This window comes from Streptomyces sp. NPDC002845 (genome assembly GCF_053591955.1).
The window spans coordinates 1-23,072 of record NZ_JBSFUU010000098.1 but is presented as its reverse complement, the minus strand read 5'-3'; the positions used below and the strand labels follow the sequence as shown (position 1 = coordinate 23,072).

22 protein-coding genes and 1 pseudogene are annotated in these 23,072 nt (G+C 70.2%); 15 read left to right on the top strand and 8 right to left on the bottom strand.

Annotation, left to right across the window (positions count from 1 at the left end):
- Positions 1 to 65 precede the first annotated feature (65 nt).
- Positions 66 to 197: a hypothetical protein gene (locus tag ACWD3C_RS41855; protein ID WP_451152851.1), complete on the top strand. Its 132-nt coding sequence runs from the start codon at positions 66 to 68 to the stop codon at positions 195 to 197.
- Between the two features lie 129 nt (positions 198 to 326).
- On the opposite strand, the gene ACWD3C_RS41850 is transcribed toward ACWD3C_RS41855, so the two are convergent.
- Both ACWD3C_RS41850 and ACWD3C_RS41845 read right to left on the bottom strand, forming a co-directional pair.
- A complete protein-coding gene (locus tag ACWD3C_RS41850; RefSeq protein ID WP_451152849.1) occupies positions 327 to 1,010 on the bottom strand; it encodes a response regulator in 684 nt (227 codons plus the stop codon).
- Positions 1,007 to 2,443 carry a DUF418 domain-containing protein gene (locus ACWD3C_RS41845; protein WP_451152847.1) on the bottom strand — a complete coding sequence of 479 codons (1,437 nt, stop codon included), beginning with the start codon at positions 2,441 to 2,443 and terminating at the stop codon, positions 1,007 to 1,009. The genes ACWD3C_RS41850 and ACWD3C_RS41845 overlap by 4 nt, the downstream gene beginning before the upstream one ends.
- Before the next feature lie 561 nt (positions 2,444 to 3,004).
- Between ACWD3C_RS41845 and ACWD3C_RS41840 the strand changes: the two genes are divergently transcribed.
- The 8 genes from ACWD3C_RS41840 (at position 3,005) to ACWD3C_RS41805 (ending at position 11,115) form a co-directional block, all read left to right on the top strand.
- Positions 3,005 to 3,676: a response regulator gene (locus ACWD3C_RS41840; protein ID WP_451152845.1), complete on the top strand. Its 672-nt coding sequence runs from the start codon at positions 3,005 to 3,007 to the stop codon at positions 3,674 to 3,676.
- Entirely contained in the window at positions 3,673 to 4,794 is a 1,122-nt protein-coding gene (locus tag ACWD3C_RS41835) for a sensor histidine kinase (RefSeq protein WP_451152843.1), read from the top strand. Before ACWD3C_RS41840 ends, ACWD3C_RS41835 begins: the two co-directional genes overlap by 4 nt.
- A gap of 221 nt (positions 4,795 to 5,015) precedes the next feature.
- Positions 5,016 to 5,732 carry a response regulator transcription factor gene (locus tag ACWD3C_RS41830; RefSeq protein WP_451152841.1) on the top strand — a complete coding sequence of 239 codons (717 nt, stop codon included), beginning with the start codon at positions 5,016 to 5,018 and terminating at the stop codon, positions 5,730 to 5,732.
- Positions 5,729 to 7,246, top strand: a complete 1,518-nt coding sequence (locus ACWD3C_RS41825; RefSeq protein ID WP_451152839.1) for a sensor histidine kinase — start codon at positions 5,729 to 5,731, stop codon at positions 7,244 to 7,246. Before ACWD3C_RS41830 ends, ACWD3C_RS41825 begins: the two co-directional genes overlap by 4 nt.
- A 173-nt stretch (positions 7,247 to 7,419) precedes the next feature.
- A complete protein-coding gene (locus tag ACWD3C_RS41820; protein WP_451152837.1) occupies positions 7,420 to 7,974 on the top strand; it encodes a hypothetical protein in 555 nt (184 codons plus the stop codon).
- Positions 7,971 to 9,170, top strand: a complete 1,200-nt coding sequence (locus ACWD3C_RS41815) for a peptidoglycan-binding protein (protein ID WP_451152835.1) — start codon at positions 7,971 to 7,973, stop codon at positions 9,168 to 9,170. The genes ACWD3C_RS41820 and ACWD3C_RS41815 overlap by 4 nt, the downstream gene beginning before the upstream one ends.
- Positions 9,167 to 9,892, top strand: coding sequence for an ABC transporter ATP-binding protein (locus tag ACWD3C_RS41810; RefSeq protein ID WP_451152833.1), 726 nt, complete (start codon positions 9,167 to 9,169; stop codon positions 9,890 to 9,892). Before ACWD3C_RS41815 ends, ACWD3C_RS41810 begins: the two co-directional genes overlap by 4 nt.
- Positions 9,893 to 9,939: 47 nt before the next feature.
- Positions 9,940 to 11,115: an ABC transporter permease gene (locus ACWD3C_RS41805; protein ID WP_451152874.1), complete on the top strand. Its 1,176-nt coding sequence runs from the start codon at positions 9,940 to 9,942 to the stop codon at positions 11,113 to 11,115.
- A 38-nt stretch (positions 11,116 to 11,153) separates the two neighbouring features.
- Here ACWD3C_RS41805 and ACWD3C_RS41800 read toward each other — a convergent pair whose 3' ends face one another.
- Together ACWD3C_RS41800 and ACWD3C_RS41795 are read right to left on the bottom strand one after the other, a co-directional pair.
- Complete coding sequence (locus tag ACWD3C_RS41800) at positions 11,154 to 11,708, bottom strand: hypothetical protein (RefSeq protein ID WP_451152831.1); 555 nt, start codon at positions 11,706 to 11,708, stop codon at positions 11,154 to 11,156.
- 77 nt (positions 11,709 to 11,785) lie between these two features.
- Positions 11,786 to 12,460: a TetR family transcriptional regulator gene (locus ACWD3C_RS41795; protein WP_451152829.1), complete on the bottom strand. Its 675-nt coding sequence runs from the start codon at positions 12,458 to 12,460 to the stop codon at positions 11,786 to 11,788.
- A 132-nt stretch (positions 12,461 to 12,592) separates the two neighbouring features.
- Here ACWD3C_RS41795 and ACWD3C_RS41790 point away from each other — a divergent pair, with 132 nt between their 5' ends.
- Positions 12,593 to 13,351: a glucose 1-dehydrogenase gene (locus ACWD3C_RS41790; protein WP_451152827.1), complete on the top strand. Its 759-nt coding sequence runs from the start codon at positions 12,593 to 12,595 to the stop codon at positions 13,349 to 13,351.
- Positions 13,352 to 13,527: 176 nt separating this feature from the next.
- Here the strand turns inward: ACWD3C_RS41790 and ACWD3C_RS41785 are convergent, their stop codons facing one another.
- Positions 13,528 to 14,649 (bottom strand): LacI family DNA-binding transcriptional regulator, encoded by a 1,122-nt coding sequence (locus tag ACWD3C_RS41785; RefSeq protein WP_451152825.1) that lies wholly within the window; start codon positions 14,647 to 14,649, stop codon positions 13,528 to 13,530.
- A gap of 80 nt (positions 14,650 to 14,729) precedes the next feature.
- Complete coding sequence (locus ACWD3C_RS41780) at positions 14,730 to 15,770, bottom strand: LacI family DNA-binding transcriptional regulator (protein ID WP_451152823.1); 1,041 nt, start codon at positions 15,768 to 15,770, stop codon at positions 14,730 to 14,732.
- A 491-nt stretch (positions 15,771 to 16,261) separates the two neighbouring features.
- On the opposite strand from ACWD3C_RS41780, the gene ACWD3C_RS41775 reads away from it, so the two are divergent.
- Positions 16,262 to 18,022, top strand: a complete 1,761-nt coding sequence (locus ACWD3C_RS41775) for a hypothetical protein (RefSeq protein WP_451152821.1) — start codon at positions 16,262 to 16,264, stop codon at positions 18,020 to 18,022.
- Positions 18,023 to 19,183: 1,161 nt separating this feature from the next.
- Here ACWD3C_RS41775 and ACWD3C_RS41770 read toward each other — a convergent pair.
- Positions 19,184 to 19,519 carry a hypothetical protein gene (locus ACWD3C_RS41770; RefSeq protein WP_451152819.1) on the bottom strand — a complete coding sequence of 112 codons (336 nt, stop codon included), beginning with the start codon at positions 19,517 to 19,519 and terminating at the stop codon, positions 19,184 to 19,186.
- A 138-nt stretch (positions 19,520 to 19,657) separates the two neighbouring features.
- On the opposite strand from ACWD3C_RS41770, the gene ACWD3C_RS41765 reads away from it, so the two are divergent.
- From ACWD3C_RS41765 to ACWD3C_RS41750, 4 genes and pseudogenes are all read left to right on the top strand, one after another.
- Positions 19,658 to 20,323, top strand: a complete 666-nt coding sequence (locus tag ACWD3C_RS41765; protein ID WP_451152817.1) for a response regulator transcription factor — start codon at positions 19,658 to 19,660, stop codon at positions 20,321 to 20,323.
- Complete coding sequence (locus tag ACWD3C_RS41760) at positions 20,316 to 21,752, top strand: sensor histidine kinase (protein ID WP_451152872.1); 1,437 nt, start codon at positions 20,316 to 20,318, stop codon at positions 21,750 to 21,752. The genes ACWD3C_RS41765 and ACWD3C_RS41760 overlap by 8 nt, the downstream gene beginning before the upstream one ends.
- Positions 21,753 to 21,770: 18 nt before the next feature.
- Positions 21,771 to 22,001 (top strand): annotated as a pseudogene (locus ACWD3C_RS41755) (transposase family protein); the annotation flags it as partial.
- A gap of 115 nt (positions 22,002 to 22,116) precedes the next feature.
- Complete coding sequence (locus tag ACWD3C_RS41750; RefSeq protein ID WP_451152815.1) at positions 22,117 to 22,455, top strand: hypothetical protein; 339 nt, start codon at positions 22,117 to 22,119, stop codon at positions 22,453 to 22,455.
- Positions 22,456 to 22,802: 347 nt separating this feature from the next.
- Here the strand turns inward: ACWD3C_RS41750 and ACWD3C_RS41745 are convergent.
- The coding region (locus ACWD3C_RS41745) for a transposase family protein (RefSeq protein ID WP_451152813.1) at positions 22,803 to 23,072 on the bottom strand (270 nt) is incomplete at its 5' end.

Here is a 23,072-nt window from a genome sequence, read left to right as displayed (position 1 = left end):
TCCCGCAGCAGCAGGTAGGTGATCTCGGCCTCGATGTCGTCGAGGTGTGCTCTCACCGAGGTCGGGTGGACGAGCAGTCTGCGCTGCTGCTCGCGGACCCGGGCGAGGTCCTCGGCGTAGGTGCCGTAGAGGCCGCTGATGTGGTGGAAGTCGATCCGCTGGTGCCCGGGAGGATGGTGCATGGGTGCTCCGTGTGAACCGTCGTGTGGTCGGGGCGTGGTGAAGGTACGAGCGCGGTACGGGATGTCACGTCGTACCCAGGTGCCGAACGGGGCCCACGCCCGGCAACGGCACGGTGCGTGGTGAGGCTCCGTACCGGTCGGCGGTCAGGCGGGTGTCCCGGGAGTGACGATGCCCGACTCGTAGGCGAAGACGGCGAGTTGGGCCCGGTCACGGGCGTCGAGTTTGGCGAGGAGCCGGTTCATATGGGTTTTGACGGTGTGCGCGGAGACGAAGAGTTGCTCGGCGATCTCCGTGTTCGACCGGCCCTGCGCGACCAGAGTCAGGACCTCCGTCTCCCGTGGCGTGAGGCTGCCCAGCTGCAGCCGCCGGGCGTCCTGTTCCCACGTGGAGCGGCGGCGGATGACGTCCTCGATGAGGCGGCGGGTGACGGACGGGGCGAGCAGTGCGCCGCCCGCGGCGATCACCCGGATCGCCCGGAGGAGTTCGGCGACCGGGGCGTCCTTGAGGAGGAAGCCGCTGGCTCCGGCGCGCAGCGCCTCATGGACGTAGTCGTCGATGTCGAAGGTGGTCAGCATGAGCACCTTCGGGCGGTGCAGCACGCCGGGCGGTGGGTCGAGCAGCCGCCGGGTGGCTTCCAGGCCGTCCATCTCCGGCATGCGTACGTCCATGAGCACCACGTCGGCACGCGTGCTGTGGCTTACCTCCACGCCGAGCCTGCCGTTGGGTGCCTCCCCGACGACGTCGATGTCGCTCTGTGCGGACAACAGCGCGGCGAATCCCGAGCGCACCATGTCCTGGTCGTCCACGACGACCACGCGGATGGTCATTTTTTACTCTTCTCTTCCGTGCCTCCGGCGGACCCGTCCGCCTCACTCACTCGGTTTCGCTCCGGCTCCCGGCGGGCTCCGACCAGTTCGGCGGGCTTGGTGGCCTTGCCGAGCAGCCACTCCAGCGGGCCGCGGCGGAAGTAGCGCGACCAGAGGGTGGCGAACACGGCCGCGGCCGCGATGAAGCCGAGCAGCACGTCGATGCTGCTGTGTCCGGTGCCGACGAAGTGGATGCCGGGGAACTGGAGGACGTAGGCGGTCAGGGACATCGTGCCGACCGCGATCACCGGACGGGCGAGACGGCGCAAGCGCGGGAAGGTGTCGACGGCGACGAGGCAGCCGACCAGAACGGCGATCGCCACCCCGGTGTTGGCTACGATCGACAGAGTGGTCTCGCTGTGCGGCGAGGCGACCAGGAGTTCGGCCGGGGTGCCGTGGTTGGGGTAGCCCCAGGTGTCGGACCACCAGGCGGACGCGGCCGAGCCGCCCTCGCCCCAGTCGCCTTCGGCCAGTTCCTTTGCCGGGATGCCGCCGTCGGAAAGGTCCGAGGGGGCGGTTTCGCCCCGTCCGGATCCTGACTCGACCCCTGAGCCGGGCACGTCCAAGTCAGGCGCACCCTGGAAACGGGCGTTCAGAGTCGACAGGGCGCCGGGGACCAGGTGCAGGGCCAGCCAGGAGCCGCCATAGCCGAGCACGGCCAGGCCGGCACCGGTGATCCCCAGGTGTATCCGGACGGCGGTGGCGGCGAGGTCCAGGCGGGCCACCGCCATACCGGCGATGACGAAGGGGAGCCAGGTCAGGGCCGGGAAGCCGCCCGTGAAGAGGAGCGAAACGATGCTGGTGGCGTCCGTGGGCCAGCCCCAGACGCCGTCGAAGCCGTCCTCGGGGAGCGCCTTTCGAATGAGGTACAGGAGCTGCGGCAGGACCAGGGCACCTACCGCGGCGATGATCGCCAGCGGGCCGGCACTGAGCCGGTACAGCGGCAGGACGAGCAGGAAGTACACGCCGTAGAAGGCGAGGATCACCATGACCGGCGTGTTCAACCACATGGTCATCGCGGTGCCCAGGACCAGTAGGACGAGAGCCCGGATCACCACCTTGGCGACCGCCTGACGGCCCGCCCGCCCCGTCTTCGGGGTACGGCCGGTGATCAGCACGAGCGAGAAACCCGCCAGCAGGGCGAAGAGCGCAGAGGAACGGCCGTGCGACAGCTCCATGAGGAACCCGGTGACACCGCCCTCGAACATCGGATCGGGGCCGACGTGGGCCGCGTACATCCCGAAGACCGCGAGCCCCCGGGCCAGGTCCACGCCGATCAGGCGGCCGACCGGGACTCGTCCGGTCCCGGGAGCCTCGGGCGGGTTGTGCTCCACGGTCCCGGGCGGGGCACCGGCCGACGACGCGAGCGCCGTTTCGTCTGCGTTCTGGGTCATGCCCTGAGGCTGGCGAACAGCCCCGGGCCACAGTATCCGGCGACTGTCCGGTCCCACCCCGCCACCCGGCGGGTCGGGCCACTGCCGGGTGGCGGGGGAGGCCCCCCACCCGGCGGGTATGGCCCCGCCGGGCAGGGGCCGACTGGCGGTGTCGCTTGCTCGTAGACGAGCCCGTCGGCGACCATGACGCCCGCGCCCGGACGGAACCGTCGCCGCACCGGGCGATGGTGTGCGAGTACCCGTGTGCGAGGGCCGAGCGACGGCGGTGATCAGCAGCCACTGGGCGCCGTACGGCCGGTCGGCGCGTGCCGTCTCGCCGTACGATGTGAGCGCGGCGGCCGTCGAGCCGCCCAGTACGGCCCCGCACACACCCGCCGGACAGCACGTTCGGCGGTGCCGCGACACGACTCCCCCGTACGGCGGGAACCCACCCCCCGGGTGACGGGAGTGTCCCGGCGGCCCGCCTCACCGGGCGGTTCCCGTTCTACCGTCCAGACGGTGACGATCAGCATCGGCGTGCGGCCTGAGACGCACGCACCACAAGGACAAGGCGGAGCGCACGTGATACGGGTAGTGGTGGTGGACGACGAGGCCCTCGTGCGGTCCGGTCTGCGGTTCATCCTCAACGCGGCCGACGACATCGAGGTCGTCGCGACCGCAGTCGGCGCGGAGGCCGTCGACACCGTACGGCAGGAGCGCCCGGACGTCGTGCTTCTGGACATCCGGATGCCGGACGTGGACGGTCTGACCGTGCTGCGGCAGCTGCGCGCCCTTCCGGAGCCGCCCGTGGTGGCGATGCTGACGACCTTCGACGCCGACGAGTACATCCTCACCGCGCTGCGCTCGGGCGCGGCCGGATTCCTGCTCAAGGACACCGAGCCCGAGCAACTCGCCCAACTCGTAGGTACCTTGGCCGCGGGCGGGGTCGTGATGTCGCCGAAGGCGTCCCGTGCCGTCTGGCGGAGCCACCCCGGCGCGGCCGTCGACGACGAGGACGTCACCCGCGTCGGCCTGCTCACCGAGCGCGAGTGCGAGGTGCTCGTGCTGATCGCGGAAGGACTGTCCAACGCCGACATCGGCGCCCGGATCCACCTCAGCGCGGGCACCGTCAAGGACCATGTCAGCGCGATCCTGACCAAGCTGCGGGTCGGCAGCAGGGTGCAGGCGGCGCTGCTCGCGCAGCGGGCGGGACTGCTCGACGAAGGGCAGCGGCGCTCGGAGTCCGGGCGATGACCGTGCCCCGGGCATGGTGGGCGCGGCTCCCCGATCCGGTCATCGACGCCGTGGTCGTCGCGGTCGCCGTCGTGGACGTCCTGTTCAGCCTCGGGTACGCGAGCGGTGCCGCGCAGGCCATGGCCGCGCTGGCCTGCGCCGCGCTCGTCGTACGGCGGCGCTTCCCGCTCCCGGTGTTCCTGCTCACCTTGCCCGCCATCATGCAGGCCATCGTGGTCGCCCCGTTCGCCGCCCTGTACACACTGGCCGCACGCTCCCGCGACCGCCGCCTGCTCGTCGCGTGCGTGATCATGTCCGCCCTCGCCTCAGAGGCCTCCTGGCTGCTGAATGACCTCACCTCGAACGACAGCACCTGGACCCTGATCAACTTCTTCTACGCGCTCGCCGCCATCGCCGTCCCCGTGCTGCTGGGCCAACTCGTCCAGGCCCGCCGGGACCTGGCCCGCCGCCTCGTCGAGATCGAGGAAGCCCGCGAGCACGAACGCATGCTGCACGCCCAGGCCGTCCTCACCCGCGAACGCGCCCAGCTCGCCCGCGAGATGCACGACGTCGTCTCCCACCAGGTCAGCCTGATCGCCATACAGGCGGGCGCCCTCCAAGTCGCCGCCAGGGACCCGGACGTCAAGGAGAGCGCGTGCACCATCCGCTCCCTCAGCGTCGACACCCTCGACGAACTGCGCCACATGGTCACCCTGCTGCGGGCTTCCGGCGGCCGGGCCAGCGAGCTCACCCCTCAGCCCACCCTCGCCGACCTCCACAGGCTCGTCACGACCAGCGGCATCGACGCCGAACTGACCGGTGAACTGCCCCCCGGCATCAGCACCACCGCGCAACGCGCCGTCTACCGCACCGTCCAGGAAGCCCTCACCAACGTCCGCAAGCACGCACCCGGCGCCACCGCGACCGTCCGCCTGTGGCACGCCGACGACGGCGCCGCCTTCGGCGTGACCGTCACGAACACACCCCCCACCCGTCCCTCGCTGCCTCTTCCCAGCGCCCAGCAGGGCCTGATCGGCCTCAGGGAACGCGCCGAACTCCTCGGCGGCACCTTCGAATCCGGCGCCACCGCCGAGGGCGGCTACGAGGCGATCCTCCGCATCCCGGCCGGCACGGACTGACAGCCGCCTGCTCCAGGTACACCATCGCTGTTCGCGATGTCCGTGGTCACGCTGATCCCGGTCTTCCTCGAGTGAGTCTTCTGGATCGTCATCAAGTGTCCCTTCTGGTGAAGTTCCCACCCAATTCATGACACTCCCGGGAATCGCCACCACAGGAATGAAGTAACCGGTAATGGAGCGTTCTCAGGGTTCTTTGAGGTTGGTGCGGTAGGGGTGGGCGGGTGACCACTCCAGCCGCGCACCTGCTCGTCGTCGACGATGAGCCGAACATCCGTGATCTGCTCGCCCAGACGCTGCGTCTGGTCGGGTTTGACGTGACCTGTGCCGGGGGTGGTGTGGAGGCGCTCAATGCCGTCGGGTTGGGCGGGTCGGGTTTTGATCTTGTGCTGCTCGACGTCATGTTGCCCGACCTGGATGGTTTTGAGGTGGCCCGGACGCTGCGGCGGGACGGGTGTGAGACCCCGGTGCTGTTCCTGACCGCCAAGGACACCGTCCAGGACCGGGTCCAGGGGCTGACGGTGGGCGCGGACGACTATGTGACCAAGCCGTTCAGCCTGGAGGAGGTCGTGCTGCGGGTGCGGGCGATACTGCGCCGTACGAGGATGGGGCCAAAGGACGGGGAGGCGGTTCAGCCGCTGTGTTACGGCGGGCTGAGTCTGGATCTAGGTGCCCACGAGGTGCGCAGGGACGGCCGGGTGATCGAGGTGTCGCCTACGGAGTTCCGGCTGCTCGCCTATCTTCTGGAGAACTCCGAGCGGGTGCTGAGCAAGGCGCAGATCCTGGACCGGGTCTGGGGGTACGACTTCGGCGGCGACTCGCGGATCGTGGAGTCCTACGTCTACTACCTGCGCAAGAAGGTCGACGCGGCCGGCTCGCCGCTGATCCACACCCTGCGCGGCGTCGGCTATGTGCTGCGGCTGCCACGGGGCGAGACGTGATACGGCAGTGGCGGCACTGGACGCTGCGGTCCCGGCTCGTCGTCGCCGCTGCTGGGCTGACGGCGCTCGCGCTGCTGGCGGCCAACGCGGTGGGGCTGGTCATGCTGCGCTCGTATCTGATGAGCCAGGTGGACGAGCAGTTGGCCCAGCCCGGCAGTGAGGTGGTCGGTGGGCGGACACAGCCGCCGGAGGGCCGAGACCAGATAGTGCTGAACGACCCGGCGGTGCGGGAGCTGCTGGAGTCGTGGTTCGGCACGGACACGCGGATCTACTTCTACGCGGACGACGGCAACCGGGTGTCCGTCTACGCGGATGACGGGGCGGCGGGGCCGAAGCTGCCCGAGCCGGCCGTACTGCGGCAGTGGGCGCTCAGCGGCGAGCCGTTCACCGTCCAGGACGTGGGGGGCGGGGACGACTGGCGGGTGCGTGCGAAGAGCGCGGGCCCCACGATTTCGGTCCAAGCGGTCTCGCTCGGGCAGGTCGGCGCGACCGTGAACCGGCTGCTGCTGATCGATGCCGCCGTCATGGGCGTGGTGCTGTCGCTGCTGACCGCGCTGGCCGCGCTCGTCGTGCGGCTCGGGCTGCGTCCGCTGACCCGGATGGAGGCCACCGCGCAGCAGATCGCGGCCGGGGATCTGTCCCGGCGGGTGCCCGACACCGAGCCGCACACCGAGGCCGGACGGCTCGGGCAGGCGATGAACGCCATGCTGGGGCGCATCGAGTCGGAAGTCACCGCCCGGCGGGCGTCCGAGTGCAAGCTGCGGCAGTTCCTCGCGGACGCGTCGCACGAGCTGCGGACCCCGTTGACCTCGATACGCGGCTTCGCCGAGCTGTCCCGGCTCGGCGGTGACCAGGTGGAGGCGCTGGCCCGGATCGAGGCCGAGGGGGAACGGATGGGGGTGCTGGTGGAGGACCTGTTGCTGCTGGCCCGGCTCGACGAGCAGCGGCCCTTGGAGCGGCGCCCCGTGGAGTTGCGGGAGCTGGCCGTCGACGTGGTGCGGGACGCGCACGGCCGGACTCCGGAGCGGCTGATCCGGCTGGCCGGGCTGGACGACACGGGCGGGCTGGAGCCGGTGACCGTGGAGAGTGACCCGCTGCGGCTGCGCCAGGTGGCGGACAACCTGCTGGCGAACGCGGTACGCCACACGCCGACCGAGGCGACCGTGACGGTACGGGTCGGGGTGTCCGCCCCGGCCGCGCTGGACGGCGGGGCGCCGGTGGCGAGTGTGGGGTGCGAGCTGGGCGCCGCCCAGCCGGTGGCTGTGCTGGAGGTCAACGACACGGGGCCGGGGATCGCGGCGGAGCATGCACCCCGCGTGTTCGAGCGGCTGTACCGGGCGGACGCGGCCCGAACCCACGAGGCGGGTGTCGGCAGTGCTGGGGCCGGGCTCGGACTGTCCATCGCGGCGGCGCTGGTGGCGGCGCACGGCGGACGGATCGAGCTGCGTACGGGGGTGGGCGCGGGGGCGGCCTTCCGGGTACTGCTGCCGTGCCGGCCGCCCGGCGGCGGGTGAGCCGTACGTGGTAGCGGCCGGCCTTCGGTCATGCCGCCGGATTCTCGCCGTCCGAGTCGCTCACCGTCGCGGCGGAAAGATCTTCACCTGCTGCCGCGTATCGAAGGCCGTTCCCAGCGAACATTGATCTGCCGTGGAGGGTCCTCCCAGCAGAGCCCTGCACGATCGCGGCCATGACTTCGATACGACTTCCGAGCCGGACCCGCGCCGGGCTGGCACTGCCCGCCGTGCTGCTCTCCCTCGGGCTGCTCACCGCGGCCTGCGGCGGCAGCGGCGGCGGCGACCAGGTGGCCTCCGTCAACCAGAGCAAGAACGCCGCCGAGGGCAGCGACAAGGAGAAGGCGAAGGGGGACAAGGACGACCCGCGGGCGTTTGCCGCGTGTATGCGCAAGAACGGCGTCGACATGAAGGATCCCGACCCGGACGGCAGCGCGCTCGAGTTCGGTGGGGACGGCCTCGACCAGGAGGCCATGAGCAAGGCCATGGAGGCCTGCCGCGAGTACATGCAGACGGGTTCTGAAGCGGGCGCCGAGTTGAGCGAGAAGCAGAAGGAGCACTTGCGGAAGTGGACCAAGTGCATGCGCGACGCGGGCTTCGACGTGCCCGACCCGGACAGCGGGGGCGCCTTCCCCTCGCAGGAGGCCAGCGCAGAGGCGAGCATGTGGGAGGCCTCGATGAAGTGTGACGGCGAAGTGTTCGGCGGCGGCAAGGCGGGGGACGAGCAGTGACCGACCAGCACGACGGGCCCGAGACGGGCGGCGCCCCGGCCGGCCCGCGCAGCCGGCGGGTCCTGCGTGTCACGGTGATCGCGGCGACCGGGATCGCCGCGGCTGCCGTCGCCGGGGCGGCGGCGGCCGGCTGGGGCGGCCAGGGCGACGCAGCCGCCGAGGCCGCGCCGACCGGGCCGCCCGCCACCGCGAAGGTGGAGAAGACCACTTTCACTCGCAGCGAGAGGGTCAGGGGCACACTCGGCCACGGCACTCCGACGACCCTGGAGGCGCCCGGCGGCTCGGGTACCGACGGAGGCGGAGCCGGCGAAGGGGGCGGTGAGGGAGCCAGGGGTACGGGCACCGTCACCTGGCTGCCCAAGGCTGGGGACACCGTCAAGCGGGGCAAGCCTGTGTACCGCGTGGACGAGCGGCCCGTCCCGCTGCTCTACGGCTCCGTCCCGCTGTATCGCACCCTGGGCAGCGGCAGCGAGGGCAAGGACGTCGAGCAACTGGAGCGGAACCTCGCCGAGCTCGGTTACGGCGGCTTCACCGTCGACGAGAAGTTCACCGACCTCACCGCGCAGGCACTCAGGAAGTGGCAGTCCGACCTCGGTCTGCCGAAGACCGGCCGGCTCGCCCCCGGCGAGGCGGCCGTCGCGTCCGGAGCCATCCGCGTCGACGAGCTGAAGACCGCCCCCGGCAGGGCGGCAAGCGGCGAAGTGCTGACGTACACCGGCACCAAGCGGGTCATCTCGGTGGACCTGAAGGTGGCTCATGAAGGGCTGGTCAAGAAGGGCACGGCGGCGACCGTCACCCTGCCGGACGACTCCACGGCCGAGGCCGAGGTCACCCGCGTCGGCACCGCGGCGACCGCCCCCGCGGACGACGGCGAGGGCGGTGGGAGCGGTTGGGGCGGTGGCTCCGACGAGGCGACCATCCCGGTCGAGCTGACCGTGGCGGACACCAAGCAGCTCGGCTCGTACCAGTCCGCGCCCGTCGGTGTCGTGCTGAAGGCCGAGGAGCGCAAGGACGTGCTGGCCGTGCCGGTCAACGCGCTCGTCGCGCTGCTCGAGGGCGGCTACGGCGTGGAGGTCGTGCAGAAGAACGGCACGACCTCGTATCTGCGCGTCAAGCTGGGCATGTTCGCCGACGGCAAGGTCGAGATCAGCGGCGACGGCCTCAAGCCGGGGCTGACCGTGGGAGTGCCCAAGTGAGCGACGCCGTCATCGAGTTGCGGGGCGTCAGCCGTACATACGGGGACGTCACCGCGCTGCGCGACGCCGACCTGACCGTGCGGCGCGGCGAACTGCTGGCCGTCGTCGGCCCGTCCGGGTCCGGCAAGTCGACGCTGCTGAACATCATCGGCACCCTGCAACGCCCCTCCGCCGGGCTGCTCCGGATCGCCGGACACAACGTGTCCGGGCTGACCGACCGTGAGCTGTCCGCGCTGCGGGCGCATGCTGTGGGGTTCGTCTTCCAGCAGTTCCATCTCGCGTCCGGCGTCCCGGTGCTCGACAACGTCGCCGACGGACTCCTCTACTCGGGCCGCCCGGGCGCCGAGCGCCGACGGCTCGCGGAGCGCGCACTGCGCCGGGTGGGCCTCGGTCACCGGCTGGAGCACCGGCCGCACCAGCTCTCCGGCGGCGAGAAGCAACGGGTCGCCATCGCCCGCGCGGTGCTCGGCGATCCCCCGCTGCTGCTGGCCGACGAGCCGACCGGCGCGCTGGACTCGGTCTCCGGCGAGATCGTGATGGAGCTGCTGCGGGAGCTGAACGCCTCGGGCACCACGGTCGTGATCATCACCCACGACCGGGACATCGCGGCCGCGCTGCCCCGGGCCGTACACCTCAAGGACGGGCTGATCGTCCACGACAGCCAGGACAACCGGGATGACCAGGACAGCCGGGACGGCGTACGTACGGAGGCACCCCTGTGAGCACGACGGCACCGCCCGCGCCGCCGCCCCGCCCCAAGGCCGCCCGGATGGGTCCGGGGGACGTACTGCGCACCGGCGGCAGCGGGCTGCGTTCCCGGCCGCTGCGGGTGTTCCTCTCGGCGCTGGGCATCGCCATCGGCATCGCGGCGATGGTCTCCGTGGTGGGCATCTCCACCTCCAGCAAGGAGAACCTGAACCGGCGGCTGGAGGCGCTGGGCACCAACCTGCTCACCGTCTCCCCCGGCCAGTCCTTCACCGGCGAGGCCACTCACCTGCCCCGCGAGGCGACGGACATGGTCCGCCGGATCGGCCCCGTGCAGACGGTCACGGCCACCGGCAAACTGGCCGACACCCACGTGTACCGCAACGACCGGGTCCCGGCGGCCGAGTCCGGCGGCATCTCGGTCGCCGCGGCCCGGCTCGACCTGCCGAAGACGACCGGCGCCGAGATCGCGGACGGCACTTGGCTGAACGCCGCCACCGCCCGGTATCCCGCGGTGGTTCTGGGCAACGAGGCCGCCGAGAGGCTGGGCGTGCACCGGGCCGGTGACGACATACGGGTCTGGCTGGGCGAGCGGTGGTTCACCGTGGTGGGCATCCTGCACAAGGTCCCGCTCGCCCCCGAACTGGACTCCGCCGCGCTGATCGGCTGGCCGGCGGCCGAGTCCGAGCTGGGCTTCGACGGCTACCCGACGACCGTCTACACCCGCTCCGCCGAGTCCGCGGTCTCCGACGTCCAGTCCGTACTGGCCGCGACGGCCAACCCGCAGGCACCCAACGAGGTCGAGGTCTCCCGCCCGTCCGACGCGCTCGCCGCCAAGGAGGCCGCCGACGAGACGCTGGGCGCGCTGCTGCTGGGGCTCGGCGCGGTGGCGCTGCTGGTCGGCGGGGTCGGGGTGGCCAACACCATGGTCATCTCCGTACTGGAGCGGCGCGCGGAGATCGGCCTGCGCCGCTCGCTGGGTGCGACGCGCGGGCAGGTCCGGACCCAGTTCCTGGCGGAGTCCCAACTGCTGTCCGCGATCGGCGGGGTCGGAGGCGTCCTGCTGGGCGTCGGCGTGACAGCCGCGTACGCCGCGTCCCAGGACTGGCCCGCCGTGGTCCCGGCCTGGGCGATGGCCGGCGGCATCGGGGCGACCCTGCTGATCGGCGCGCTGGCGGGGCTATACCCGGCGATCCGGGCAGCCAGGCTTCCGCCGACGGAGGCGCTGGCCTCGGCGTGACGACCGCCATGGCCGGCGTCCGGACTTCGTGGCGTACTTCACCTGCGAGGTGCTGCCCAGCGACCCCCGTCTACCGACTGGCACCCAATCCCGACAAGCGCCGAGCAGCAGCCCGAGAACGATGCGATTGGTGATCTTCGACGGCTCTCGTGAGGTGCTGAACACTGGCTCTTGGTACGGAAGTTGGAATGGAACGGCCGGTCGGACTGGTCGTTCTGCCACCTGTGCTGGGGCAGCGCCGGATCGGTCAGCGTTGGGTGTACACGAAGCCGATCTCGTCGACCTCGTCGACCTCGTCGCCGGAGCGGCAGTGGAAGCCTGCGATCTGATCGGGTCGTGTCGGAGAGCATGAGGCCGGTGCTGGTGCGGAACCTGGCGTGGTCGTTGCTGTAGCACGCGGCGTTCAGCGAGAGGAACTTGCCGCCCTGGTAGAGGGCCTTGTCCACGATCTGGAAGGTGTTGGGCACGGTGGGTCGGGTCCGGTCGCAGACCAGCACGTCGCTGCCCTTGCCGGCGGGGTGCTGCCCCGGATCAACGGACCTTCGGATGGCGCAGGTCAGCGGCGTGCGCCCGACGACCAGGATGTCGTCCACCCGTGGGTCGTGGAGGCAGGCGTCGAGTACGCCGCGCCCCACCATGCTGGACGCTCCTAAGACGGCCACGCGCATGGTCACCCCTCCGCCCGTGTCAGGGTGCCGGCGATGAGGGTGGCCAGCATCTCCTCCAGCGTGGCGGTGAAGTCCATGCGCAGGGCGGCGAGCGAGGGGTCCGCCTCGTACGCGGCGAGCATGGACGGGGAGGGGCGGGCGTGGGTCCACACCGCGCCGATGGCCATGACCGCTTGGCCGCACAACCAGTCGGCACGATCGCCCAGTTCGGGCAGGTGCCGACGGGCCAGTGCGGCCAGGGCGGCGACGTTTTCGATGGCGGATCGCTTGTAGCGGGCGGCCACGTCGGCGGAGACGTTGTGCTCCAGGACGCCGGCCTGGGCGCTGAGCAGGTCGCACAGCACACGGTTCTGCGCGAGGGAGCGGGTCAGGACGGCGGCGAATGCCTGACCGCGCTCGAGCACCGGAGCGTCCGGGGCGATCGCGGCGTCCAGCTGCTCGGGGAGCTGGGTCGTCCACTGCCGCCAGTGGTGGTCCAGGAGTTCCAGCAGGACCGCCTCGCGCGACTCGAAGTAGCGCAGCACGTTGGACTTCGCCAGTCCCACGCGTCTGCTCAGCTCGTTCAGGCTGACCGAGCCCACAGACATCTCGTCGAGCATCGCGGCCGCGGTGTCGAGGATCGCCCGCCGCCGGATCTCACGCTGTTCCTCACTGCGCGCTCGCTGGAAAATCGCCATGCACCCATCTTACAGACTGCCGGTCTTTTGACATCGAACCGCCGGTCTCTTACCTTGGAGGCGCAAGAGACCGGCGGTCTTCTATGGAGGTCGCCGGCCGCACCCACCTGTATGCGAAAGAGGCCCACCGTCATGAGCGTTTCCAGCGTCGCCCTGGTCACCGGAGCCACCACCGGCATCGGCAAGGAGACCAGCCTGGCCCTGGCCCGCGCCGGCCATGCGGTCGTCGTGTCCGGCCGCCGCGAGGCGGCCGGAGAGGCCGTCGCCCGCGAGATCCGCGACAACGGCGGCGAAGCCGCCTTCATCGCCGCCGACGTCGACTCCGAGGAGTCCGTCATCGCGCTGATCGCGGCCACCGTCGAGCGCTTCGGCCGGCTCGACGTCGCCGTCAACAACGCCGGCGTCTCCCTTGACACCGGCCGCCTGGCCGACGAGCCCACCAGCCGCTTCCAGCAGATGCTCACCACGAACGTGCTCGGCGTCTTCTGGGGTATGAAGTACCAGATCCAGCAGATGCTGGCCCAAGACAACCCCGGCGGCTCCATCATCAACCTGGCCTCGATCGCCGGCCTGGGCGGCATCCGCTACGCGGCCAACTACTCCGCCACCAAGCACGCCGTGGTCGGCCTGACCAAGTCCGCCGCACTGGAGTACGCCACCGACAGCATCCGCATCAACGCCGTCGCCCCCGCCGCGATCAAGACCGACATCCTCAGCACCGCCATCGAGGCCGGCACCTGGGACGAAGCCACCATCGCCGCCCTCCAGCCGGTCAACCGCATGGGCCGCCCGGTCGAGGTCGCCGACGCCATCACCTGGCTCGCCTCCCCGCAGGCATCCTTCGTCACCGGAACCATCCTCAACGTCGACGGCGGCTACAAGGCCCAGTAAGAGGCCCGCCAACAGGTACGACGCCCCCCTCGCAACCAGGTGGGGGCGTGCGCAACCGAACCGCCACCGCTGTGGTTGGTGTGGTGGTGACGTCGAAGCCACCCCGGCTACCCGGCGCACACCAGCGGCGACTTCAACGCCGGCCCTCTGTACACCGACGCCTGACCAGTGCGGGGCTACCTACGTGGACGGTCCGGTCGGCGCAGGGCTGGACGTCGGTGCGCGGCGTGCTCTCCCGGACGTGCACGGTCGTCGGGATGCGCACCGTGCGGTTCTCGTCGTCGGACAGCGCGAGCCGCACCGCTTCGATCCCGGCTTCTGTGAGTGGCACCGCGACGGTGGTCAGCGCGGGTACGACCGTCGATCGCCGAGCTGATGTCGTCGAAACCGGCCACCGCGACGTCACGGCCGGGCTCCAGGCCGGCGTCGCGCAGCGCGGTCATCACGCCGATCGCCATCGTGTCGCTGACCGCGAAGATCAACTCGATGCCGTCCAGGCCGCGTTCGACCAGTTCGCAAGCCGCGTCGTAGCCCCCGCTGCGGGTGAATTGAGTCTGTATGAACACTTGGTCTTCGGCCTCGATGCCGGATGCGCGCAGCCCGGCGGTGAACCCCCTGCACCGGTCGAGCGAGGTCCTGATGCGGTCGGGGCCGCAGATGATCGCGTACCGCCGATAGCCTGCCTCCGCCATGGTCCGGGCCAGCGATTCGGCTCCACGCGCGTCGTCGACGGTGACGGTGGGGAAGGGCAGGCCCGGCTGGCTGATCAGCGCCGTGCGGCCTCCGGTGGCCCGGTACTGCGCGAGTTCGTCGATGAGCTCCCGCTCGGTCGTGCCGTCGTCGATCCGGCTGCCGGCGATGACGATGATCTGCGGACGGTGACCCCGCAGTCCTCTGACGAGTTCCAGTTCGCGGCGGGGGGAACGGTCGGCGACGGTCATGGTGACGACGAGCCCGTTCGCCTCCGCCGCGTCGGTGATCCCGGCGGCGATGGCGGAGTAGTAAGGATCGGCCACGTCACTGACCACCAGCGCCACGGTCTGGGTCGATCCCTTGGCGGTGGCCTGCGCCGAGGCGTTGGGTACGTAGCCGAGCCTGGCTGCGGCGGCGAGCACGCGGTCGCGGTTTTCCGACCGGACGCCGCGGCTGCCGCCGTTGAGGGCTCGGGACGCCGTGGCGAGGGAGACCCGCGCTTCCGTGGCAACGTCCTGCAGGGTCACCGAGACGGGTTCCGGCTCGGTGACCCGCGTACGGCGTGGCGTTGCCCCGGACTCGGACCTGCTGTCCAGTGCGGACATCGTGCGCGTTCACCGTCAGTAACTGTCGACGTTGAGCATGGCAATCGCTTTCCAAAATGTGTGGGCGAGGCGGCGCGCGGTCAAGGGCACGGCGCTCGCGTGCTCTTCGGCATGGTGCTGTCACGGACGACCAGGTGACCCTGGACCATCAGGGTCGTCGGTTCCTGGCGGTCGGCCAACGCCATCCGGATGGCGGTCGCCCCCATGTCGGTCAGCGGCAGCGCGACCGTGGTCAACTGGGGGGTCACGTCGACCGCGAGCTGGATGTCGTCGATCCCCGTCACCGACACGTCGTGGGGCACCCTGACCCCGGCGGCGCGGAATGCCGACATCGCGCCGATGGCGACCGCGTCGTTCACGGCGAGCACGGCGTCGATCGCCGCTGTCCCCTGGTCTGCCAGTCCGCGTGCCGCCTCGAAGCCGCCCCGGCGGTCGCCCGTGCAGCTCACCGTACGGATGGCCGAAGCGGGGACCCCCATGCTGGTCAGCCCGTCGACGAAGCCGGAGACACGCGCCGAGAAGTTCGCCGTGCCCTGTTCGGACCCGAGGATCACCACGTTGCAATGACCGGACTGCGCGATGTAGTTGCCCACGCAGTACCCGGCGCCGTGATTGTCAAGGTCGATCGAGTCGAACTCCTCCTCCGCGGCGCCGACGATGACGACCCGGCCACCCTCGCGCTCGTATGCCCGCAACTCCCTGAGCAGTTGCTCTTCGAGTCGGTTGCCCCGCAGTCGTCCGGATGTGAGAACCAGTGCCTTCGGACGCAGGCCGCGCAGCAGTCGGACGGTCCGCAGTTGCCTGTCCGGGGTCGCGCGGGTCGAGGGCACGGGTACGAATGCGCCCGCCTTCCGGGCCTGCCTCTCCATCGCGGCGACCACCATGGCCATGGACGGTGTGGTCAGGTCGTCCGCGATGAGCGCGACCGCCTCGCTGATCCGTCGCATCGCCCGCGCGGATGCGTTGAGCGTGTAGCGCAGGTCCGCGGCGGCCGTGTGCACACGCTCGCCGGTCGCGGACGAGACCGCGTGGGTACTGCCGCCCAGGACGCGGGACGCGGTCGTGACCGAGACGCCTGCCGCAGCCGCGACGTCACGCAACGTGACAGGGGATCTGGCCACGTCGGACATCGTGGTGCCTCCTCGAGTGTCGGGCGACCGACTGCACTACTGCACGCAACTGGACGATACGTGATCGAGAACCCCGGTCCGCGTCGCGCCGATGATCCTCTGTCCTGTTGTGGCAGGCGGCAGTGCGGCGTTTGACCTGTTCACCGACTGTAGGGCTCGCGGGTGACCCGCTCCGGTCGGGTCGCGGAGGGACGGATGGGCGAGTTCCGACCGCGTAGGGGACAGCGTTGACGTGTGCATTGACGCGCATCCGGAGTCGGCCCTACGGTCCGGAAAGCGATTTCCTTCGCCGCTGCCGGGCACCTGCGGGACGCACAGGTCACGGCAGTGGACGCACCCGCGCCGGACGACCGCGCCTGAGGTATGTGCGGGCGCATGGACACCTACCGGACGGCCTGACCCCCGAAACTCCCACCCTCCGTCGTGGTGACGAAGGGCGGGCCGGCACCCCCATGCGAGACAACCGAAGGGAGATCTCAACGATGAGAATCCGCAAAGTGCTCACCGTGGCCGCGACAGCGGCGCTCATGAGCACACTGATCGGGGTGACACCCGCGCAGGCGGACTCCATCACGGTGACGGTGGACTACGGCGCCGACGTCGGGCCGTCCCACCAGGTCGCCAGCGGGTACCTGCACGGGATCGACGCCAACTCGCCCGCCCAGTACCTCGTCGACGGCGTCAAGGTCCGGGCGATCCGCGGTGCGGACCACCACCAGAACCTGCCCAGCCTGTTCGACCGCCCCACCTACAAGCGTGTCAAGGACACGGGGGCGCGGCTGCAGGTCGGCGTCTATTACTACTCCGGCGACCCCACCAACCCCGACTACAGCTACCGGCCGGGGGACGGCGGCGACCAGGACCGCTGGCGGCGCATCGTCAACGGTGTCTACGACGAAGCCCAGGCGGGCGGCTACAAGGTCTACTCCTGGATCACCTGGAACGAACCGGACCTGCAGTGGAACTCCACCTCGCGGCCCTTCACCAGCTACCTCGACGCGCACAACGTCGCCTACGACACCCTCAAGGCCCGTGACTCCGCGCTCAAGGTGCAGGCTCCCGAACTGTCCAGTTACAGCTTCGCGCGGCTCACCCAGTTCCTCACCTACTGCAAGCAGAACGGCTGCCTGCCCCAGGTGCTCTCCTGGCACGAGCTCACCGCGGGCGCACCCGACATCCCCGGCCACACCGCCCAGATCAAGCAGTGGATGATCGACAACGGCATCACCCCGATGCCCATCGCGATCACCGAGTACCAGGGCACCGGATACGGCAAGGCGGACGCATGGGACGCGGGCGTCAACGTCCGCTACCTCGCCCAGTTCGAACGCAGCGTGCCCAACGGACTGACCGACGGGCTCTACTCCGCCTGGGAATGGGTCGGAGACAACCCCGACTTCGTAGCGACCCTGGGCAACGCCACGACCCGGAGCGCGAACCTGCCGCGCGGGGTGTGGTGGAACTACAACACCTACAAGGACATGACCGGACGGCTCATACGCACCACGTCCTCCTCCGCCACCACCGTGGACGCCTTCACCGCCGTAGACACCACCCAGCGCCGCTCCACCGGCCTGATCGGCAACCAGACCACCACCTCGCACACGGTCACCCTCGACCTGCGCAACATCCCCACCACCCTGCAGCGCAACGGCAAAATCCGGCTCCGAGCCACCCGCTTCGACGATGTCGCGGAGCTGACCAACCCGGTCAAGGTCCTGGAGGGCGACTACACGGTGACCGGCAACACGGCAAAGGTGACCCTGCCGGCGCTCCCGGCCAGCGCCTCGCTGCGCTTCGACGTCAGCCCGGTCGTGGCCGGCAGCCCCAAGACGGTCTACGAGGCCGAGTCGCTGCCCGTCACCTCGACCCCGGGCGTCGTGCGCCGCAACTTCGCCGAGGCGGAAGCCAGTTCCGGCCAGGCCAGCGCCCTGGAGTCCACCGCGGTCGGCCAGTCCGTGACCTACACGGTCAACGTGCCTGCCACGGCGCGCTATGAGCTCAGCGCCCATCTCAAGAAGCTGACGAACCGCGGCTTCTTCCAGCTCTACGTCGACGGCAAGGCATTCGGCTCGCCACAGGACGAGTACGGCACCGCCGCGGAGTACTACCGAACCACCTTCGGTCACCTCAAGCTCACCGCCGGCCGGCACACCTTGCAGTTCAAGGTCGTCGGGAAGAACGCCTCGTCCAGCAGCCACTGGATGACGTTCGACCGCTTCGAACTGCTCCCCCTGTCCTGACCGGATCACTTCCCGGACGATCGGCTGCTCTCCTCGGTGACCTGTCGGCGGACCCACCCACCGTTCGTGGCGTTTCAGGTGCGGGGAGAGGCCGACAGGAACCGGTAGAGGGAGGTCGTCATGCTGGTGACGAAGGCGTTGCGCGTGGATGCGTCGACGTGGCCCAGCGACAGATAGGGGCTGCAGTTCGACTCTTGACCCCAGGCGCGAACGGAACGCTCATCTTCAGCATCCCGTCCTGCCCCGGGAAGAGAGTGCACAGGACATCGATGGGCAAGGGAGGCCCGAGTCGCCGTCAAACCTTCTTATTGGCAAAGCTCCTCGTCCCGTGCCGATAGGAGAACGGCGATGCTCTTGCCGTCTTGCGACGATGGCATCAGCATGTCGCTGACCCGCCGCGCTTCTTATGAGAACGAAGACGGGGTCCAGTCCGACGGGGGTGTCGCTGGGCAGCTGAACATGTCGGCGAACTCCCCTCGACCGAGCAGTCGAGCAAGGTCGGTCCAGTCAGCCGCATGGGCGTCGACAGCTACCGCAGAGAAGGTCGCGACTCCCGGCAGGTAGGCGACAGCCCGGCCGAGTCGGCGGGCGAGATGCGGGCGTGGGGGTCACGGAGTGATGCGCCCACCGGGGCGTCGGAGCGCGACGACGTCGCGGTCCGCCAGTTTGCTGTGCCTCTCATGCCATGCGTGTGCAGCCGACCGGCACGATGACAAGCACGGATCCGAGGTGGGCGACCGCGCGAAGAAGCTGATCAACAAGTTGGTCGGCCGAACGCACCGCTTGCGAGCACGCCTTCGCCCACCTGAAGAACTGGCGCATCCTGACCAAGCTCCGTCTTCACGCCCGGCACGCCACTGCTCTCCTGCGGGCCCTCCTCGTCCTCACCAACCTCGAGGTCGCCCGCTGACAGATGATCTACAGCCCGGACATCCCCCCACGACCAGCACGAGCACCAGGAAGAGCCATCACACCAGCCTCACGACCAGCAACTTCAGGCTGAAACGCGCCCAATGAGGATTCGTGGACCTGGCGTTGCGTGACTTCACGCGCAGGCCGAGCGGCGGCCATCCGTCGCCGAGCCGGACGGGCCGAGAATGAGCCCGTCCGGCGTCGGGACGATGTCAGTCGTCCTGGTGGTGGGTGTCGCCCTGGACGACCTCAGCCCGCGGCGGGGGTTTCGTACTCGATGTCGGCCTCCTGGCCGTTCCCGAGCTCGTCCTCGCTGTCGACCATGGTGGCGGGGGTTTCGTACTCGATGTCGGCCTCCTGGCCGTTCCCGAGCTCCTTCTCGCTGTCGACCATGGTGGTGGTCGTGGTGGACGCCTCGTCGCCCTCGACGACGTCGACGTCGGCCTCCTGGCCGTTTCCGAGCTTCTGCTCGCTGTCGACCATGGTGGCGGGCGTGCCGGAGTCCTGCGAAGTGGCGTAGGCGGTACCGCCCACGGCCAGCGTGGCGGCGGCAATGGCAGCGGCGATCGCCAGCTTGCGCTTCATGGTTGCTCCTGAAGGGTTGTCGATGTGAGCCGCTTCTGTTGAGCGGCTGTTGACAGGGAAGACCGTCGCACGACGCTGCTGAAGCCACGCTGAAGTCACCTGAAGATCGCTTCAGGTGCGGTTTGGCACTCTTGGGGCATGCGCTTGCTGATCGTGGAGGACGAGCGGCGTCTGGCCGTGTCGCTGGCCAAGGGCCTGACGGCGGAGGGGTTCGCCGTCGATGTGGTGCACGACGGCCGGGAGGGACTGCACCGTGCGCAGGAAGGGGCGTACGACCTGATCGTCCTCGACCTCATGCTGCCGGGGATGAACGGCTACCGGGTGTGCTCGGCACTGCGGTCGGCCGGCAACGACACACCGGTGCTGATGCTCACCGCCAAGGACGGTGAGTACGACGAGGCCGAAGGGCTCGATACCGGCGCCGACGACTATCTGACCAAGCCGTTCTCCTACGTGGTGCTCCTGGCCCGGGTACGGGCGCTGCTGCGTCGGCGGACGCGGGGATCGGCCCTCGTGCTCCGGCTCGGCGCGTTGGCGGTGGACCCGGGCAGGCGGCAGGTCACCGTGGGACAGCGGGAGGTTGCCCTGACCGCCAAGGAGTTCGCGGTCCTGGAGCAGCTCGCGGTGCGCGCGGGGGAGGTCGTGTCCAAGGCGGAGATCCTGGAGTCCGCCTGGGATCACGCCTATGACGGGGACGTCAACCTCGTCGAGGTCCATGTGAGTGCCCTGCGCCGCAAGCTGGGCGCGGGATGGATCAGCACCGTGCGCGGTGCCGGGTACCGGCTGGTCGATGTGGGTGCGTAGGGCGTGGGGACGGACGCGCACGGCCCTGGGCGCCACGGCCGTGGTGGCGGTGGCCCTGGTCGCTGCCGGTGTGGGGGTCATCGCGGGGCTGAGCGCCGGGCTCGCCGCCGACGCCAGGCAGCAGGCCGAGGCGACGGCACGCGAGGTGGCGGCACAGGTCACGGGCGTGGCCGCCAAGGAAGTCGGCGGCATCGACGGGCTGAACGACGACGCGCCCGAACGGGCTCATGTCCCCATACAGGTGGTGGACGACAAGGGCGAGGTGCTGGGGGCGTCAAAGGTGCTGCGTGATCAACCGGTGGTCGCTGAGGTCGAGATGATGGGGGACGAACCCCCGTCCCTCGACCTGGGCGAGGGCGAGCACGCCGCCGAGGTGGGCACCATCACGCTGCCCGTCGACCGGGGTGGCGAGGTGACAGAGGGCGAAGAGGCCGCCGACAAGGAGGACTTCAGCCTGGTCGCGGTGCGGAGCGTGACCTCGGACGGCGTCCCGGTCACCGTCTACGCGGGTGCCTCCCTGGCCGAAAAGGAGCAGGCCGTCTCCCGGGCCGGCCGCGCCATGCTCACCGGGCTGCCCGCTGTGCTCGCCGTGGTCGCCGGGGTCGCCGTCCTGGTGACGCGCCGCACGCTGCGGCCGGTGGAGGGGATCCGGCAGGGGATGGCGGAGATCACCGCGAGCACCGATCTGTCCCGCCGGGTGCCGGAACCGGCCGGCCGCGACGAGGTGGCCCGGCTCGCCCGTACGATCAACGAAACGCTCTCCGCTCTGGAGGCCGCGGTGGAGCGGCAGCGCCGCTTCGTGGCCGACGCCTCGCACGAACTGCGCAGCCCCATCGCGTCACTGCGCACCCAGCTGGAGGTGGGCCTCGCCCACCCGCAGCTGCTGGACGTGGACGGTGCTGCGCAGGACACCGTACGGCTGCAGGGGCTCGCGGACGATCTGCTGCTGCTCGCCCGGCTGGACGCGGGGGAGCAGCCGGGCGACACCCCAGTGGCACTGCCGACCTTCGTCCGCGAGGAACTGACCCAGCGCGTGGGGGACCGGCATCCGGTGCGGGTCACAGAACTGGCCGACCTCAAAGTTGCCGGGGCACGAGGGCAGTTGGCACGGGTCCTCGGCAACCTGCTGGACAACGCCCAGCGGCATGCCGCCACCACGATACGGGTATCGGTCCGCCAGGACGGCGACCGGGCCGTGCTGGAGGTGGCCGACGACGGCGACGGCGTACCGGAGGCAGAGCGCGAGCGGATCTTCAACCGCTTCGTACGCCTCGACGACGCCCGCAGCCGCGACGACGGCGGTGCCGGGCTCGGCCTGGCCATCGCCCGTGACGTGGCACTGCGCCACGGCGGCACCCTCACCGCCGGCACGGCGGAGGAGGGCGGGGCCAGTTTCGTACTCCGGCTGCCCGTCGCCGCAGACGGATGACAGCTCGACCGTCGTTTCACCGCCCCTCCACGCAGCGAACGGCCCGGCGGCCATCACCCCACCAAGCCGCTAACCCCGGCGAAGAAGCAGGTCAACCAGCTGATCGCGTCCGTCCGCGCGGTGTGCGAGCACGCGTTCGCGTCTCTCAAGAACTGGCGCGTCCTCAGCAAGGTACGCACCGACCCCGCCTGGGCGACCGCCCTGGTCCGGGCCTTGCTGGTCCTCACGAACCGCGAAGTCGCCCGATGACCGACGATCTTCACCAAAGTCACCTGCCAGCGACCAGCACGGGCATCCCGATGCCCACGCACACCAGCCCCGTGACCAGCAACTTCAGCTTGCACACCTCTCACTGGCCGACTCCATGGCGACCAGCGTCGGGGTCGCGAAGGCAGGGTTCGCCTACCGTGTGAGGTCGTTGGTCTACCTGCGTAACCGGTGCGCCCACCACAGCCGGCTGTGGCACCACTCGGTCCTCGACGCCGGCCCTACGCCGAACAATGTGCGTAGCAAGGCGAAGCGGGTGGCGGGGCAGTTCGAGCCGCGCTCGGTTCTCGATGTCATTGCCTCGCTCGACGACGTGGCCATACGCGGCAAGGCCGCTGATCCCGTGCTCCCACAGGTCGTCGAGCAGCACCCCCGTGACAGCTTGTTCCGGGAGGGACTGGCACGGCCTCAGAGCCCGCGCGATCACAGGGCATGAATCGGTCCTGGGCAGGGTTCCTATGCGGCGTCACCCGGAGGCGTGGGGCATCGGCGCCCAAGCCGCTGCTGCAACGCGGTGATGCTGCGCGAACTCATTCCGAACAGCGCGTTAGGCGACCCGCCGCCTTCCCGTCGGTACGGGTACCCGGCGTTGATGGCGGCCCCGATGAGCTCGCCGTTAGTGACGTAGTGACCCATGGCGCTCTCCGCCAGGTGCTTGAGGCTGTAGCTGCGCGCACGATTGAGAGGTGTGCAAGCTGAAGTTGCTGGTCACGGGGCTGGTGTGCGTGGGGTTCGGGGTGCTCGTGCTGGTCGTGGGCGGATGACTTTGGTGAAGATCGTTGGTCATCGGGCGACTTCGCGGTTCGTGAGGACCAGCAGGGCCCGGACCAGGGCGGTCGCCCAGGCGGGGTCGGTGCGTACCTTGCCGAGGACGCGCCAGTTCTTGAGGCGGGCGAAGCCGTGCTCGACGGGTGCCCGGACGGCCGCCAGTGCCGTGTTGGACAGCTTCTGGCCTCGTGTCAGGGGCCGGTTGCGGGCGGCCTTGTGGCCGGTGATCACTGCCGGGTCGGCGTCGGGGCCGCTGTCGTCGAGGCCGACGAATCCCAGGTCGGC